This is a genomic window from Cupriavidus gilardii (genome assembly GCF_017598945.1).
GTDB lineage: Bacteria > Pseudomonadota > Gammaproteobacteria > Burkholderiales > Burkholderiaceae > Cupriavidus > Cupriavidus gilardii_E.
Map to the genome: position 1 here is coordinate 65690 of NZ_JAGFTW010000056.1, position 14378 is coordinate 80067.

The following is a 14378-nucleotide window of genomic DNA, read 5'->3' on the forward strand; positions in this document are numbered from 1 at the left end:
CGGCGCTGATCCAAGTCGGCCAACCGCCCGCACCGTCCCAGCGGCGGTGCGGGCATCCCATCGCACCAGACAACCCATTTTCCGGAGCCCCATATGGCTGCACCGTCTTTCCGCTCGTCCCTGCTCAGCCGCTTGTTCCGACGCTCGATGCGCCGCCTCGGCCCGCGCCTGACCGCTCTTGCCGTCGGTGCCAGCGTCGCCGCCGGCGCGCTGGCATTCGCCACGCCGGCACATGCGGAAGGGCAGATCCGCATCGCCGAGCAATTTGGCGTGGTCTACCTGCTGCTCAACGTCGCCCGCGAACAGCAGCTGATCGAGAAGCAGGGGCAGAAGCAGGGGCTGGACATCAAGGTCGAATGGACCCGGCTGTCGGGCGGCGCGGCCGTCAACGACGCGCTGCTGTCCGGCGCCATCGATGTGGGCGGCGCGGGCGTGGGACCGCTGCTGACGCTGTGGGACCGCACCCGCGGCAAGCAGAACGTCAAGGGGATCGCCTCGCTGGGCAGCTTCCCGTACTACCTGGTCAGCAACAACCCCAAGGTCAAGACCATCGCCGACTTCACCGACAAGGACCGCATCGCGTTGCCCGCGGTCACGGTGTCGGTGCAGGCCCGCGTGCTGCAGCTGGCCGCGGCCAGGCAGTGGGGCGACAAGGCGTTCAATCAGCTCGACAAATGGACCGTGGCGATGCCGCATCCCGAGGCCGCGTCCGCGATCATCAATGGGGGTACCGAGGTCACCGCGCATTTTGCCAATCCGCCGTTCCAGGAGCAGGAACTGGCGGGCAACCCCAACGCGCGCATCGTGCTCAATTCATACGACGTGCTGGGCGGTCCGAGCTCGTCGACCGTGCTGTACGCCACCGAGAAGTTCCGCAACGACAATCCGAAGACCTACCGCGCTTTCGTCGATGCGCTGGCCGAGGCGGCGCGCTACGTTACCGCCAATCCCGAGGCGGCCGCGGATCTCTATATCCGTGCGAACAAGGCGAAGATCGACCGCACGCTGCTGGTCGGCATCCTGAAGAATCCGCAGGTGCAATTCCGCATCGCGCCGCAGAACACCTTCGTGCTGGCCGAATTCATGCATCGCGTCGGCGCGATCCGCAATCAGCCGAAGTCCTGGCAGGACTACTTCTTCGTCGACCCGGCCACCGCACAGGGGAGCTGACATGACCGCCACCGTCTCGCAACCGTTGCGCGTGGTCGGCGCCGCCGGCCAGCGCGGCCCGCTGCTGCAGATCCGCGACGTCTCGCTGGAATATCGGACGCCCGAGCGCGTGGTGCGCGCCACGCACCAGGTCAGCTTCGATGTGCATGCCGGCGACCGCTTCGTGCTGCTGGGGCCGTCGGGCTGCGGCAAGTCGACGCTGCTGAAGGCGGTGGCGGGCTTTGTGCCGCCGATCGAGGGCGAGATCCGGCTCGACAGCGAGCGCGTGCGCGCGCCGGGCCCGGATCGCATCGTGGTGTTCCAGGAGTTCGATCAGCTGCCGCCGTGGAAGACGGTCAAGCAGAACGTGATGTTTCCGCTGATGCAGGCGCGAGGGCTGCGCCGTGCCGAGGCGGCCGAGGTGGCGCTGCACTATCTGGACAAGGTCGGCCTTGCCAACTTCGCCGATGCCTATCCGCACACGCTGTCCGGCGGCATGAAACAGCGCGTTGCCATCGCGCGGGCCCTGGCGCTGCGGCCCAAGGTGCTGCTGATGGACGAGCCGTTCGCCGCGCTCGATGCGCTGACGCGCCGCCGCATGCAGGAGGAACTGCTGGCGCTGTGGCAGGACGCGGCCTTCACGCTGCTGTTCGTCACGCATTCGATCGAAGAAGCGCTGGTGGTCGGCAACCGCATCCTGCTGCTGTCGCCGCATCCGGGACGCGTGCGCGCCGAGCTGAACAGCCACCAATTCGATCTGCACAGCCAGGGCAGCGCGGCATTCCAGCAGACCGCGCAGCGCATTCATCATCTGCTGTTCGACACGCCGGCGCCAGACGCTGGCGCTGAGCCCAACGCCGACGCCGCGGACATCGCGCCGCGCGCGGCACAGGCCCGTTGAGGTGCCAGCCATGACCACGATCGCCACCACAGCCGCGCCGGTCCACCCGCCGCTGCGGCCCGAATACGAGCGCAAGCTCGAACCCTTCACCGCCACGGCCGTCGCGCGGCAGTTGCCGCTGCGCCAGCGGCTGTGGCAGAACAGCGGCTTGCGTCGCGCCGTGATTCTTCTGGTCCTGGCCGCGCTGTGGGAGACCGTAGCCCGCCTGCAGAACAACGATCTGCTGCTGCCGTCGTTTCTGGCGACCGCCCAGGCCTTCATCGAAGGGCTGACGACCGGCGAGCTGCTGAACAAGGCCGCGATCTCGCTGACCATCCTGCTGCAAGGCTATGCCGCGGGTATCGCGCTCGCCTTCGCGCTGACCACGCTGGCGGTCTCGACGACGATCGGGCGCGACCTGCTCGATACGCTGACCGCGATGTTCAACCCGTTGCCGGCCATCGCCTTGCTGCCGCTCGCGCTGCTGTGGTTCGGCCTGGGCAGCGGCAGCCTGATCTTCGTGCTGATCCACTCGGTGCTGTGGCCGCTGGCGCTGAACACCTATGCGGGCTTTCGCGGCGTGCCGGAGACGCTGCGCATGACCGGGCGCAACTATGGCCTGCGCGGCCTGCGCTATGTGCTGCTGATTCTGGTGCCGGCCGCGCTGCCGGCCATCGTCTCGGGCCTGAAGATCGGCTGGGCCTTTGCCTGGCGCACGCTGATCGCGGCCGAGCTGGTATTCGGCGCCTCGTCGGGCAAGGGCGGCCTGGGCTGGTACATCTTCCAGAACCGCAACGAGCTCTATACCGACCGCGTCTTCGCCGGGCTGGCGATGGTGATCCTGATCGGCCTGCTGGTCGAAGGGCTGGTATTCCGCACGCTGGAGGCGGCGACGGTGCGGCGCTGGGGCATGCAGCGCTAGGTTGGCGCCCCGGAGCGTGGCGTCGTCGTGGCCCTATTGCCGCGCGCCGGCCTTCACCAGGATCCTCTCGATTTCCCGGTAGCCGCGCTGCCGCGCATGCTGCAGCGCGGTCACGCCCTTGCCGTCGGGAATATTGACGTCGGCCCTGGCATTGACCAGCAGACGGACGATCTCCGTGTGCCGTGGGCCGCCATCGCCCAGAATGATGGCCTCGAGCAGGGCCGTCCAATGCAGCTTGTTGATGTGATTGACGTCGACGCCCGCGGCGATCAGGATGCGCACGGTCTCGACATGGCCGCGCTCGGCAGCCGGGATCAGCGCCGTGCCGCCATAGCGGTTGGTGCTCTTCAGATCGGCGCCATGCGTCAGCGTCATCTTCAGGATCTCGTTGTGGCCGCGCGCGCCGGCGTAGAGGTAGGCGCTGTCCTGGATGCGATCCCTGGCATTGACGTCCGCGCCGGCGTCGATCAGCACTCTGGCGGCTTCAATATGGTTGTGGCGCGTCGCGATCAGCAGCGGCGTGGCGCCGCTCTCGTCCCGCGCTTCGACATTCGCGCCCTGCCTGAGCAGCAGGGCCACCGTGGCGGCATCGCCTTTCGCGGCGGCCGCTTGCAGGCGGGCTTCCAGTTTCCCGGTGCTCGCGCTCGCCGGAAGGATCGACAGCATGGCGACAAGGAACACCAGATAGAGGGGTAGACGCGCGGGCAGCATTCTGTTCGGTGATGACGGATCGACGGACGTTTGTTCGAGGGTTGTTCGAGGGCTCGGTGGCGCCTTCGTTCGAGCGTTTATTCGTAGTGGCGCGCCTCAGGGCGGCATCATAAATGTCGTCCGATTGATTCCCAAGCGAAATCATCGAATGCCGCTCAGTACCGGGACGAATGCGGAAGGCCGGGCCGACGGCGCGGCAACCATTGCCAACCGGCGCGGTTCGCGCTACGGTCGTTTCAGGACCGGCCGCCGACGAACGCGCCGGCAATCACCGACAGCGAGGAGACCCCATGCCCCAATCGATCGACTATGCGCAACTGGTGGCCGCCATCGGCGATGCCATCGTCATTGCCGACGCCAAGGGCGCCATCACGCTATGGAACCCGGCCGCCGAGCGCCTGTTCGGCTATTCCGAGGCCGAAGCCCTGGGCCAGTCGCTCGACCTGATCATTCCCGAACGTCTGCGCGCGCGGCACTGGCAGGGCTACGACAAGACGATGGCGACCGGCACCACGCGCTACGGCAGCGAACTGCTGAAGGTGCCGGCGGTCGACAAGGACGGCAAGGCCATGTCGATCGCCTTCACCGTCGCGCTGCTGAAGGATGCCAATGGGGCGGTGACAGGCATCGTCGCGGTGATCCGCGACGAGACCGTCCGCTTTCAGGAGGAGCGGGCGCTGAAGAAACGGCTCGCCGAGCTGGAGAGCCAGGCAGGGATGCTGTCACAGCGGGGACAGGGAGCGGCGCAGCGTTGACCGGCAGACCCGGTAAGGACTGGAGCAGTGCGCATGGTGGGCCAATGGCGTAGCACCAATGGCAAAAATGCGAAAGGATCAAGGCTTCCGTGCAGGTGTTCCGACGGGTGGTGATCCTAGAATCCGCGCAGCCGGTTCCACACCCCGGCGAGATCAGGGCGGTCCGTTGCCCGATGGGCGCTTCACATCGCCGTGTCGCGCCCGGCTGATCGCTCGCCGGCTCTACCACCGCTGCCGTACGGGAGATATCCATGCTACCTGCTGTTATCGCCAGGACCGATTCAATTGCGAGTCACGGGCAACCGGAATTGCCGCCGACCATGGTTGAACTGAAGGCCCTCTGTCAATTGCTCGAACACCACAAGGACGATCAGGCATTGGCCCAGCTTGCGCAACGTCCTGTTCTTGCCACCGCAAGCCTTCCGGACGGGCGGACGATATTGCATCAGGAAGTCTGTCGTCACCAGTGCAGCGCCGATGTCATCGACGCGCTGCTCCGTGCCGGGGCCGATGTCAACGCCGCCAACGATCGCGGGGTGACGGTACTGATGCTTGCCGCCTCCAAACACAATGTCCGCGAAAGCGATCTGAAGATATTCACCCGCCTGCTGCTAGCAGGAGCGAAGCACGATAGTGTGGACGGCGCCGGCAAGACGGCGCTGATGAACGCATCCGAACACCATAACTCCCACGCTATCAAAGAGTTGCTGCGGGCCGGTGCGGACGCCAATGCTCGCGACCTTCTGGGCAACACGCCGTTGATGTATGTGGCGGGGGGCAGCGGCCCGGGTCCGATCGGAAGCAAGCGGGAAGATCCGATCCGGTTGCTGCTGCAAGCGGGTGCTGATCCACACGTTGCCAATCGGCAGGGAAAGACCGCGCTGATGATGGCCGCGGAAAAGGGCAACTCCACGGAACTGCGCATGCTGCTGGAGGCCGGTGCGAACCCCAAAGTCGTAGACAAGTATGGCTGGAGCGCATTGATGCATGCCGCGGAACACAAACACTCTGAGGCTGTTGAGGACCTGCTGACTTACTACGCGGTTCACGGACTGGAGTTGAATGATGAAGAGCGTCGTGACGTGATAGCAAAGGGCCTGCGCTTGCTGTCGGTTGCTCAGGCCCAGGCGAGACATCGGCTGCAATGCGCTCTTCAGGGCGATGGCGGGCAATCGCCAACGGCGAAAGACGTGGAGGCGTTCCATCGATACTTGGAGGAACGTAATGAGACCGGACTGAGTGAACTGCTCTCGCGTAGTCCGACACTGGCACGGAAGCCGGTCGACACATTCTTCTGGCGTACGCCTTTGCACGTGGCGATTGGGAAGAAGTGTGGAGGTCCGGTCTTGGAGGCCTTGCTGAAAGCGGGTGCGAATATCGACGAACGGGCGAAATCAAAAAATACGCCATTGATGGAGGCCATATCCACTTTCAATGACGATGCACTGAACACGCTGCTTCTTGCCGGTGCAGATACGGAAACCAGGGACTCCATGGGCAAGACGCCATTGCTGAAGGCAGCGAGCCGTTTCGGTAATCCGGCCAATGCCATTGACGCGTTGTTGCGAGCGGGGGCCGACATCGAAGCCGTGGACACCTATGGCAAGACGGCATTGATGCACGCGGCCAGCGCCAAATCGCCTCCAGCGATTGAAGCCTTGTTGAACGCGGGGGCAAAGCCGGACGCCAAGGATGGCATGGGAACGACGGCCTTGATGTGGGCTGCGAGGGACAGGAATTCCAGCGGAACTGCGGACCGCTGCCGCGACGCGATCCACTCGCTGTTGCGTGGCCGCGCCAACCTTCGAGCGACTGACAATGAGGGAAATACGGCATTGATGTGGGCGGCAAAATCGGCCAATCGGGATGCCGCCGAAGCGCTGCAGTTGGCGTATGCCGTGCGGCGCCTGCCAATCAGCGAGGCCGAACAGAGAGCGTTGAGGGAAAACAAGGTCCCCTTGTTGACGCCAGACCAGTTGCAGGCCCGCATCGCCGCATACCAGGACTGGCTGCATCGGCAACCGAACCAGTCCAGCCCCGAGGCGAGCAAGCCATCGGCCCGTGTCCAACCGTTGGCCGCGCAGCCGCCGCAGGGGGGCGACACTCGTGCAAGAGCCGGTAGCGCTCCGGACAGGCTCGGACTACTGGAGGCGGAAAACAGCCAATTGCGCATGACGGTCGAGAAGTTGAGGGCAGACCACCAAACCGTCGAACGGCAGCTTGACGCCATGCGGGCGGAACTGGCCCAGCAGCAAGCCCACGCTGCCGAGCGCGAAGCGGTCTGGCAGGCAGAGTCCGCTCGATGGCATGCACAGACCGCTGCCTTGACACAACGGATGGAGCAAGCGCAGGACCGGCTTGCGAGGCAGCAACAACAGACGGCCGAGGCCAAGGCGAGCCTGCAAGGCGTGCACGACAAGGTGGCGGGTGTCGTGCCCGACTTGATGCGGGCGATTCAGAGCCTGAGTCATGTGTAAGAGCGGCGTTTCAGCTTGAGGTCAGCGGCCGGCAGGGCATGAAGGGGCGTGCCGGGACGATGCCTGCCGCCTTGCCGGCCTCGCCGGCCGCTGACATCTGGGCGTGATCGATGTATCGTTGCGCGGATTCGATGCGACCAGCTGTCTTTTCCCCATGACCAAACTGATCGACTTCCGCACCGACCCCGTTCCGACCCACGACAATCCGCGTCCCGACCGCCTGGTGCGCGGCAATCCCGATCGCACCACGTGGACCCATTACAGCGCGACGCACGGCGATTTCGATTGCGGCATCTGGGCCTGCGAGCCCGGGGCCTGGCGCATTGCTTTCCCGGCCGGCAAGGAAGAATTCTTTCACGTGATCAGCGGCCGCCTGCGCATCAGCGATACCGCTGGCGAGGCGCGTGAATTCGGCCCCGGCGATGCCTGCGTGATTCCCCCTGGATTCGAAGGGGTATTCGAGGTGATCGAGCCAGTGCGGAAATATTTCGTGGTGCTAGATCGGGCGGCAGCGAAAGGGAATTAGACAATATTCCGCCCGGCGTTACTCCAATCGCAAAGCGAAGCTAAAATGTCCCGCCATGCAGCCCCATATAACGATGGAGACAACCATGAGACTGGCGGGCAAGGTGGCAGTGGTGACCGGCGGCGGTTCCGGTTTTGGCGAAGGTATCGCCAATCTGTTCGCGCGTGAGGGTGCGCGTGTGGTGGTCGCCGATATCGACGAGGCGAAAGCCGCAGGCGTGGCGCAAACCATCGAGCAGGGGGGCGGACAGGCCCGCGCGGTGCGCGCCGACGTGTCGAAGGGCGGCGATGTCGAGGCAATGCGCGAGCTTGCACTGGCGGCATTCGGCGATGTCGGCATTGTCGTCAACAATGCCGGTACTACACATCGCAACAAACCCATTCTGGAAATTACCGAAGACGAATTCGATCGCGTGCAGGCCGTCAATGTCAAAAGCCTGTATTGGACCGCGCGCCATTTCATTCCGCATTTCCGTCAGCGCGGCGGCGGTGTCTTCGTCAATATCGCTTCGACCGCCGCCATTCGGCCGCGTCCGGGGCTGGTCTGGTACAACGCCAGCAAGGGCGCGGTGGTGACCGCCAGCAAGGCGATGGCGGCCGAACTCGGACCCGACAATATCCGCGTCAATTGCGTCAACCCGGTGATCGGCGCGACCGGCTTGCTGGAGCAGTTCATGGGCAAGCCCGATACCCCGGAGAATCGCGCGGCCTTTCTCGCGACGATTCCGATGGGCCGCATGTCCACGCCGGCCGATATTGCCGCGGCCTGCCTCTACCTGGCGTCGGACGAAGCGGCCTTCGTCACCGGCACCTGCATCGAAGTGGACGGCGGCCGCTGCGTCTGACCGCTTCGCACACCGCACGGGCCGCCGACGAGGCGGCCCGGCCGCATGGGCAACGCCACGATCGGCGAAAACATCAGCGACAACATCCACAACAACGTCGCCGACGACATCACCGTCACGCATGACAACCCTCAGGAGACAGCCATGAGTTCCACGGATGCCGGATTCGAAGACGCGATCTATCGCAAGGTCAGCTGGCGCCTCGTTCCGTTTCTGCTGCTGTGCTACGTGGTCGCGTATCTGGATCGCGTCAATGTCGGCTTCGCCAAGCTGCAGATGCTCAACGACCTGAAGTTCAGCGAAACGGTCTACGGCCTCGGGGCCGGCGTCTTCTTCATCGGCTACTTCCTGTTCGAGGTGCCGAGCAACGTGATCCTGCACAAGGTCGGCGCGCGCGTCTGGATTGCGCGGATCATGATCACATGGGGTCTGATCTCGGCGGCGATGATGTTCGTCACGACGCCGACGATGTTCTACGTGCTGCGTTTCCTGCTCGGCGTCGCGGAGGCCGGGTTCTTCCCCGGCATCATCCTGTACCTGACCTACTGGTATCCCGCCGAACGCCGCGGGCGCACGACCACGTGGTTCATGACGGCGGTCGCGCTGTCCGGGGTGATCGGCGGCCCGCTGTCCGGCTGGATCATGCAGACCTTCGACGGCCACAACGGCTGGGCCGGATGGCAATGGATGTTCCTGCTCGAAGGCATTCCGTCGGTGCTGGTCGGGCTGTGGGTGCTGGCCTTCCTCGACGATCGCATCAGCCATGCCAAATGGCTGACGGCCGACGAAAAGGCGGTGCTCGAGCGCAATATCGCCGCGGAAACGGCGCACAAGGAGGACATGCCGATCCGGCGCGTGTTGTCGAGCCCGCGCGTGTGGATGATGAGCGCGATCTACTTCAGCTTCGTGATGGGCCTGTACGGCATCAGCTTCTGGCTGCCGACCATCATTCGCCAGACGGGCGTCAAGGGCGCGCTCGATATCGGCCTGCTGACCGCCATCCCGTACGGCGTCGCCGTGCTCGGCATGGTGCTGGTGGCACGCAGCGCCGATCGTACCGGCGAGCGCCGCTGGCATATCGCCATTCCGGCCATCGCCGGCGCCATCGGGCTGGTGCTGTCGGTGCTGTGGCACGACCGCACGGTGCTGGCGATGGTGGGTCTGACGCTGGCGACGATCGGCATCATGACCACGCTGCCGCTGTTCTGGAGCCTGCCGACGGCCTTCCTCGCGGGCACCGGTGCGGCGGCCGGCATCGCGATGATCAATTCGCTGGGCAATCTGGCCGGCTTTATCAGTCCCTATGCGGTGGGCTGGCTGAAGGACCTGACGCAGAGCACCAACGCCGGCATGTATCTGCTGGCCGGCTGCCTGATAGCGGGGGCGGTGCTGACGCTGCTGGTGCCGGCGCGGCTCGTGTCGCGGCCGCAGGGCGCCAGGCAATACGACGGCGCGCTCGGGACGACGCAATAAGCGCTAACCCGCCCGCGGCCCGCGCCCAGCGGGCCGCGCCGTTCAGTGCGCGAGCTTCGGACGGATCGTCAGTTCAACGCCCAATACATCGAGCAAGGCCCGCAACGTCGAGAGTTTCGGATCACTATCGGCGCCCAGAATCTCATATAGCTCTGAGGTCGACAGGCCCGCCGCGCGCGCCGTCTCGGCAATCCTGCCGCGCGAGCGTACGACTGCGTCCAGTGCTGCGGGGAATAACTCGGGATGTACTGGGTCGGCGAGCGCGTCGGCGAGAAACGCAGCGAGCGCCTCATCGCAGTCCAAATACTCCGTAGGGTCGAACGCACGGTATTCCAGATCCTTCATGCTTGTGTCTTGCTGAATTCTGCCCTGGTGGTCAGTTGTCCCGCGGATGCCACAGAAACGCCGAGATCGCCGGCGATGGAAGGCAGGATGCCGATGCAGATGTTTTCGGCGATGCCCGCCAGGAATACCGTTGCCGTCAGCAGATAGACGCGCCTGTCCATGAAGTCTCCCGTCGTTCGGTGGCCGCGGCATGCGGGCCGGGCCAGGTTCGGCGGTTTTGAGGCGGTGCTTCGGTTATCCCTGAAGGCGCAACCATACGACAGCTGCAGGGGCGATGCAAGGCGGCCGGGGGGGGCCGAGCCGCTCATGCCGCGACGATCGGCGACCACCCGCTCTGCGGCGTGTAGTCGCTTCGGCAAACGCGGCCATCGGGCAGCACGGCGAACACCATGACGGTGTCGCCCTGCGTCACGACGGTGGCGCCGCCGGCGGGGCTGACCACGGTGTACGGGTCGATCGCCAGCAGGGGCGACCATTCGCCGCCCGGCGCCAAGGGGCGGAATGCGGCATGCAGCAGGCCTTCCACGCTGACGGCAACCGCCACCAGCGTATCGCCGTTCAGCAGTGCGAGTCCTGCATGGCCTTGCGCGGCGAAGGCCGGGGCCGTGCCGATCGGCATCAGCGTCTCGAACAGCAGCGGCTGCAGGCCGAAGCCGCAGGCATAGAGCAGCCCGTCGCTGCCGACCGCCACTACTGCGACACCGTCGAGGGTGCCGGCGATGCCGGGTTTGACGCCAGGTTCCATCGCCACGTCGCACTGGGCGGCCACCGAATCGCGCCAGAACGTGATGGTGTTGCCCTCGGGAACGTGCCCGGCGATCCAGCGCAGCGCGCCGCCGTCGTCGATGGCGACGACATCGACGGTACGCGTCTGGCGCGACAGCATCACCGGACCCGGCGTGCGGCGGTAGGTGCTGAGCGAATCGAGCTGCACGGGGGCGGAGAAATCGTGGTTCCCCATTTCGGTGGCATCGTATTCGACCACCACCAATTGGCCGCTCGGCTGGATCGCGGCCACCGTGGTCAGCTCATACAGTGGATGGCACGCCGCCACGTCGTAGCCCGGCGCGAGGCTGGCGATCTCGGTCCAATCCCTGGCGATGTCGCCGGTATTGCCGAGCGTGTCCCAGTAGTAGTACCGCAAGTTGCCGCGCACGCTGGTGACGAACACCTCGAATACCGTGCGCAGCAGCGGTGCCGTCTCCAGCGAGACCAGCAGAGCCGGCTGCGAGTCCGACAACTGGAACGGCGCGCTGTCCGGCTGAGACAGCTCGGGGCCGGCGCCGAGCAGCCGCGACCACATCCGCAGGCTGAGCCGATCATTGGCCCCGAGCCCGACCAGCAGCGCGCTGTCGCCGGCGATGGCCGCCGCGGCCGGCGCAGGGAGAATGCGCGGCCAGCCCATATGCACCGCGATCTTTCGCAGGTCCGGCATGCCGCCGATATTGCCCGGCGGATCGGACGCGGCCGGGGTACACAGCGAAGGATTGCGCAGCAGGTCACGAATCGAAGTGGGGAACAGGCACTGCCCGTCCCTGGCCGCCTGCATGCCCTGAATCGCGCAGACCACGCCGGCGATCACCGCCGATGCGCCGGAGGTGCCGCCGAAGGTGTGATAGGGATAGACCGGATCGTCGTAAGGGGCGCGCGCGCCCTCGAAATCGGCGAAGCAGTCCACGCGCGCACCGAAGGTAGAACCGCGCCGCCAGGGCTGCCGTACGCCGTTTACCGGGGCGGCCTGCGTCGCGCCGCCGACCATGATGGCCAGCGAATCGCGGAAGGCCGGCCTGGCCGGATTGATGTGGTCGCATTCCGGCCGGATGTCCAGGTCGACGCCGGCATTGCCGGCGGGCTCGATCACCGTGATGCCGAAGAAGGACAGCAGCTGGATCGTCTGCTGGACCTTTTTCCACAGCTCCAGTGGCAGCGCGGGATCCCTGCCCGGTAGCGACAGCCATGGTCGCGCGCTGCTCAGCTCGATCAGCACGACGCCGCCGGGCCGTACCGCATCGCCGGCGATCAGCAGCGCGGCGTCGAGCCAGTGCTGACCGTCAGCGCGCATCGACGTCACCAGATGGGCATGCGCCTCGGGCGCGATGCCGACCATGCCGCCGCCGTTGTCGGCAGCGACGACGATACCGAGGGCGGCCGTGCCGTGGTCCGTATCGAGCTGGTTCGCGACGCCGAAGACCGAGTACGGCGTGATCGGCACGGTCGCCAGCTCGATATGCTGCAGGTTCCAGCCGTACTCGACGTCGACCATGTTGACGCCGCGTCCCGTCCCGCCCGCCACGCGCCAGGCGTAGTAGGCATCGACGCCGCCGGGGGCCGCGGCCAGCTGCGGGGACACCAGCGTATCCTCGTTGGTGCCATAGGCGATCCGCACGGCGGGATACGCGGGCATCCGCGGCTCCGCCCATTCGACGAAGGGCAGCGCATACAGCAGCCCGACCAGCGTCTCCAGGTTGGCCGCCTCGCATGGCACTTCGAACCACGCGAACGGATCGGGCGGCTCGCCGCCGAGCATCCGGCCCGCATCGACCATATGCGCCAGCAACGGGATCTGCTCGGCCGGGAAACCGGGGTCCAGCCGCAGCCCGGGGAAACTCGCGGCGACCTCGTCCCACCATGGCTTGAACTCGCCAAGATACTGCTCGGCACCGCTCTCGTACGGCAACACGAAGCCGTCGAACAGCTTGACGTCGACATAGGCCTCAGCCATCGCCTTCTCCTTCGCCTGCTCCTCCTGCCGGCGGTGCGTGGTCTTCCGCCATCACGTCGAAGCGCAGATGCGAGACCGGCGGTCCGGTCAGCGGCGTGCGGCTTCGTTCGACCCACAGCACCGGACGGCCCTCGGTATCGCGCGCGAGCCTGGCACGGCGGCGCAGCGACACGCCGCTGCTGGCGATCGCCTCGGCAGCGATCTCGTGGCCACGGCCGAAACCGGGCCCCGACGGCCCGCCGATCAGGCGCGAGGCCGGGCCCGCACGTACACGCGGCAGTACGCCGCCGAGATCGGCCACCAGCCCTTGCTGCCAGTGGCCATGAACGCCATCCGGGCCGCTGCGCCGATACGGATGCCAGTGCGCGGGCAGGGTCGTCATCGGCAGATAGCGGAACCGGCGCGTACCGGTTCGCGTGGTCTCCCGGGCGGCCGCCTCGCTGACGTCGTCGGCCAGCAGCACCCGGCCGTCGGCGCGCAACTCCACGGCCCAGGCCACATTGGCGTCCTCGTCGATGCCGAGCGACACCTCGTCGAGCAACGGACCGGCATGCGGGGCCACCGCGACCGGCCAGATCAGCAGCGCGCCCGCTTCCATGCCGGTCGTGCGGAACAGCGACCAGGCGTGCGGACCGTCGAGCGGCGGTGGCGCGAGCGTCCACGTATCGCCGAAGCTGTCGTGCACCACCGTCTCGCGCAGCGTCACCAGCATGCCCGAAGACGGCGGCCGCTTGCGGTCGGCAGCCGGCGGCGGCTCCGGCACCGGAAACCAGAACCAGTCGTCGGCATGGGCCAGCGCCACGTCCAGCAACAGCGCCGTGCCCAGATGCGAGCGGTCCGGCGAGAAGGCCCCCAGGTCCACGGCCTGATCTTCGATCTGCCACCAGCGCGGATGCGGGGCGCCGGGGTAGGACAGACGACTGACCAGCAGCTGTCGGGGCGGCGGCATCGGCGCGGCCGTGCCCGCGTCCGGGCGCAGCACCGCATCGCCCGCATCGGCGGAATACCAGTCCACATCGCCGCCATCGTGATCGCGAATCGCCAGGCCGCGCGTGCCGGCGCTGAAGCGGGCATCGTGCGTCAGCCGGCTCGGCGACCAGTTGTCGGCAGGGGGCGATGGCACCTCGTTCCACAGCGCGTGGCCGGCGAGCAGGCCCGCGGTGAAGATCGCGCGGCCGTCCCATTCGCCGGACAGGGCTTCGTACGGTGGCGGAAGCGGACCGAGGCGCAGGCTCTGTCCGCGCTGTGGCGACAGCGCGGGCAGCAGCGGCGCGGCGGCGCGGCCGAGCCGGACGCGCCGGCCGAACGTCCACCAGTCGCCGGGCTCGGCTTCGACCAGGGCCTCGGCCGGTATGCGCGCCGGATCGAGATCGGGCCGGCGCGGCGCGTAGCGCAACGGCTCATGCCTGACGCTGACCGCCACCGACACCGGGCTGGACGCATCCTCGCCCTGCAATTCGCCGAGCTGCCACTGCCGCGTCAGGAACCAGACGGGATCGGCCACGCGTGCGCGCAGGCCGCGATGGAAGTCGGTCGGCGGGCTGAGCGGTTCGAGGCGGAGATGCAGGGACATG

General features: G+C 66.6%; 12 protein-coding genes and 1 pseudogene. 8 read left to right on the top strand and 5 right to left on the bottom strand.

Features of this window, described 5'->3' with window-relative positions; all coding sequences use genetic code 11:
* Positions 1-132: 132 nt before the first annotated feature.
* From J5T34_RS20430 to J5T34_RS20440, 3 genes are read left to right on the top strand one after another with little or no spacing between them, the layout of a single operon-like run.
* Positions 133-1170: an ABC transporter substrate-binding protein gene (locus J5T34_RS20430; RefSeq protein WP_208582613.1), complete on the top strand. Its 1038-nt coding sequence runs from the start codon at positions 133-135 to the stop codon at positions 1168-1170.
* Position 1171: 1 nt separating this feature from the next.
* A complete protein-coding gene (locus J5T34_RS20435; RefSeq protein WP_208582462.1) occupies positions 1172-2050 on the top strand; it encodes an ABC transporter ATP-binding protein in 879 nt (292 codons plus the stop codon).
* 10 nt (positions 2051-2060) lie between these two features.
* On the top strand, positions 2061-2951 hold the full coding sequence (locus tag J5T34_RS20440) for an ABC transporter permease (RefSeq protein WP_208582464.1): 891 nt from the start codon (positions 2061-2063) through the stop codon (positions 2949-2951).
* A gap of 33 nt (positions 2952-2984) precedes the next feature.
* On the opposite strand, the gene J5T34_RS20445 is transcribed toward J5T34_RS20440, so the two are convergent.
* Complete coding sequence (locus J5T34_RS20445; RefSeq protein WP_208582466.1) at positions 2985-3662, bottom strand: ankyrin repeat domain-containing protein; 678 nt, start codon at positions 3660-3662, stop codon at positions 2985-2987.
* Positions 3663-3952: 290 nt separating this feature from the next.
* Between J5T34_RS20445 and J5T34_RS20450 the strand changes: the two genes are divergently transcribed.
* From J5T34_RS20450 to J5T34_RS20470, 5 genes are all read left to right on the top strand, one after another.
* Entirely contained in the window at positions 3953-4417 is a 465-nt protein-coding gene (locus J5T34_RS20450; protein ID WP_208582468.1) for a PAS domain-containing protein, read from the top strand.
* Positions 4418-4737: 320 nt separating this feature from the next.
* The gene (locus tag J5T34_RS20455; RefSeq protein WP_208582470.1) at positions 4738-6894 is read left to right on the top strand and encodes an ankyrin repeat domain-containing protein; all 2157 of its coding nucleotides are present in this window, start codon (positions 4738-4740) and stop codon (positions 6892-6894) included.
* Positions 6895-7048: 154 nt separating this feature from the next.
* Positions 7049-7420 (top strand): cupin domain-containing protein, encoded by a 372-nt coding sequence (locus tag J5T34_RS20460; protein ID WP_208582473.1) that lies wholly within the window; start codon positions 7049-7051, stop codon positions 7418-7420.
* Positions 7421-7505: 85 nt separating this feature from the next.
* Positions 7506-8264, top strand: coding sequence for a glucose 1-dehydrogenase (locus tag J5T34_RS20465; protein WP_208582474.1), 759 nt, complete (start codon positions 7506-7508; stop codon positions 8262-8264).
* 144 nt (positions 8265-8408) lie between these two features.
* Positions 8409-9737 (top strand): MFS transporter, encoded by a 1329-nt coding sequence (locus tag J5T34_RS20470; RefSeq protein ID WP_208582615.1) that lies wholly within the window; start codon positions 8409-8411, stop codon positions 9735-9737.
* 42 nt (positions 9738-9779) lie between these two features.
* Here the strand turns inward: J5T34_RS20470 and J5T34_RS20475 are convergent, their stop codons facing one another.
* The 4 genes and pseudogenes from J5T34_RS20475 to J5T34_RS20490 form a co-directional block, all read right to left on the bottom strand.
* Positions 9780-10082 carry an addiction module antidote protein gene (locus J5T34_RS20475; RefSeq protein WP_208582476.1) on the bottom strand — a complete coding sequence of 101 codons (303 nt, stop codon included), beginning with the start codon at positions 10080-10082 and terminating at the stop codon, positions 9780-9782.
* Positions 10083-10108: 26 nt separating this feature from the next.
* Positions 10109-10243 (bottom strand): annotated as a pseudogene (locus J5T34_RS20480) (MFS transporter); the annotation flags it as partial.
* Positions 10244-10386: 143 nt separating this feature from the next.
* Positions 10387-12804: a hypothetical protein gene (locus tag J5T34_RS20485; RefSeq protein WP_208582478.1), complete on the bottom strand. Its 2418-nt coding sequence runs from the start codon at positions 12802-12804 to the stop codon at positions 10387-10389.
* Positions 12797-14377 (bottom strand): hypothetical protein, encoded by a 1581-nt coding sequence (locus tag J5T34_RS20490; RefSeq protein ID WP_208582481.1) that lies wholly within the window; start codon positions 14375-14377, stop codon positions 12797-12799. The genes J5T34_RS20485 and J5T34_RS20490 overlap by 8 nt, the downstream gene beginning before the upstream one ends.
* Between the last annotated feature and the right edge of the window lies 1 nt (position 14378).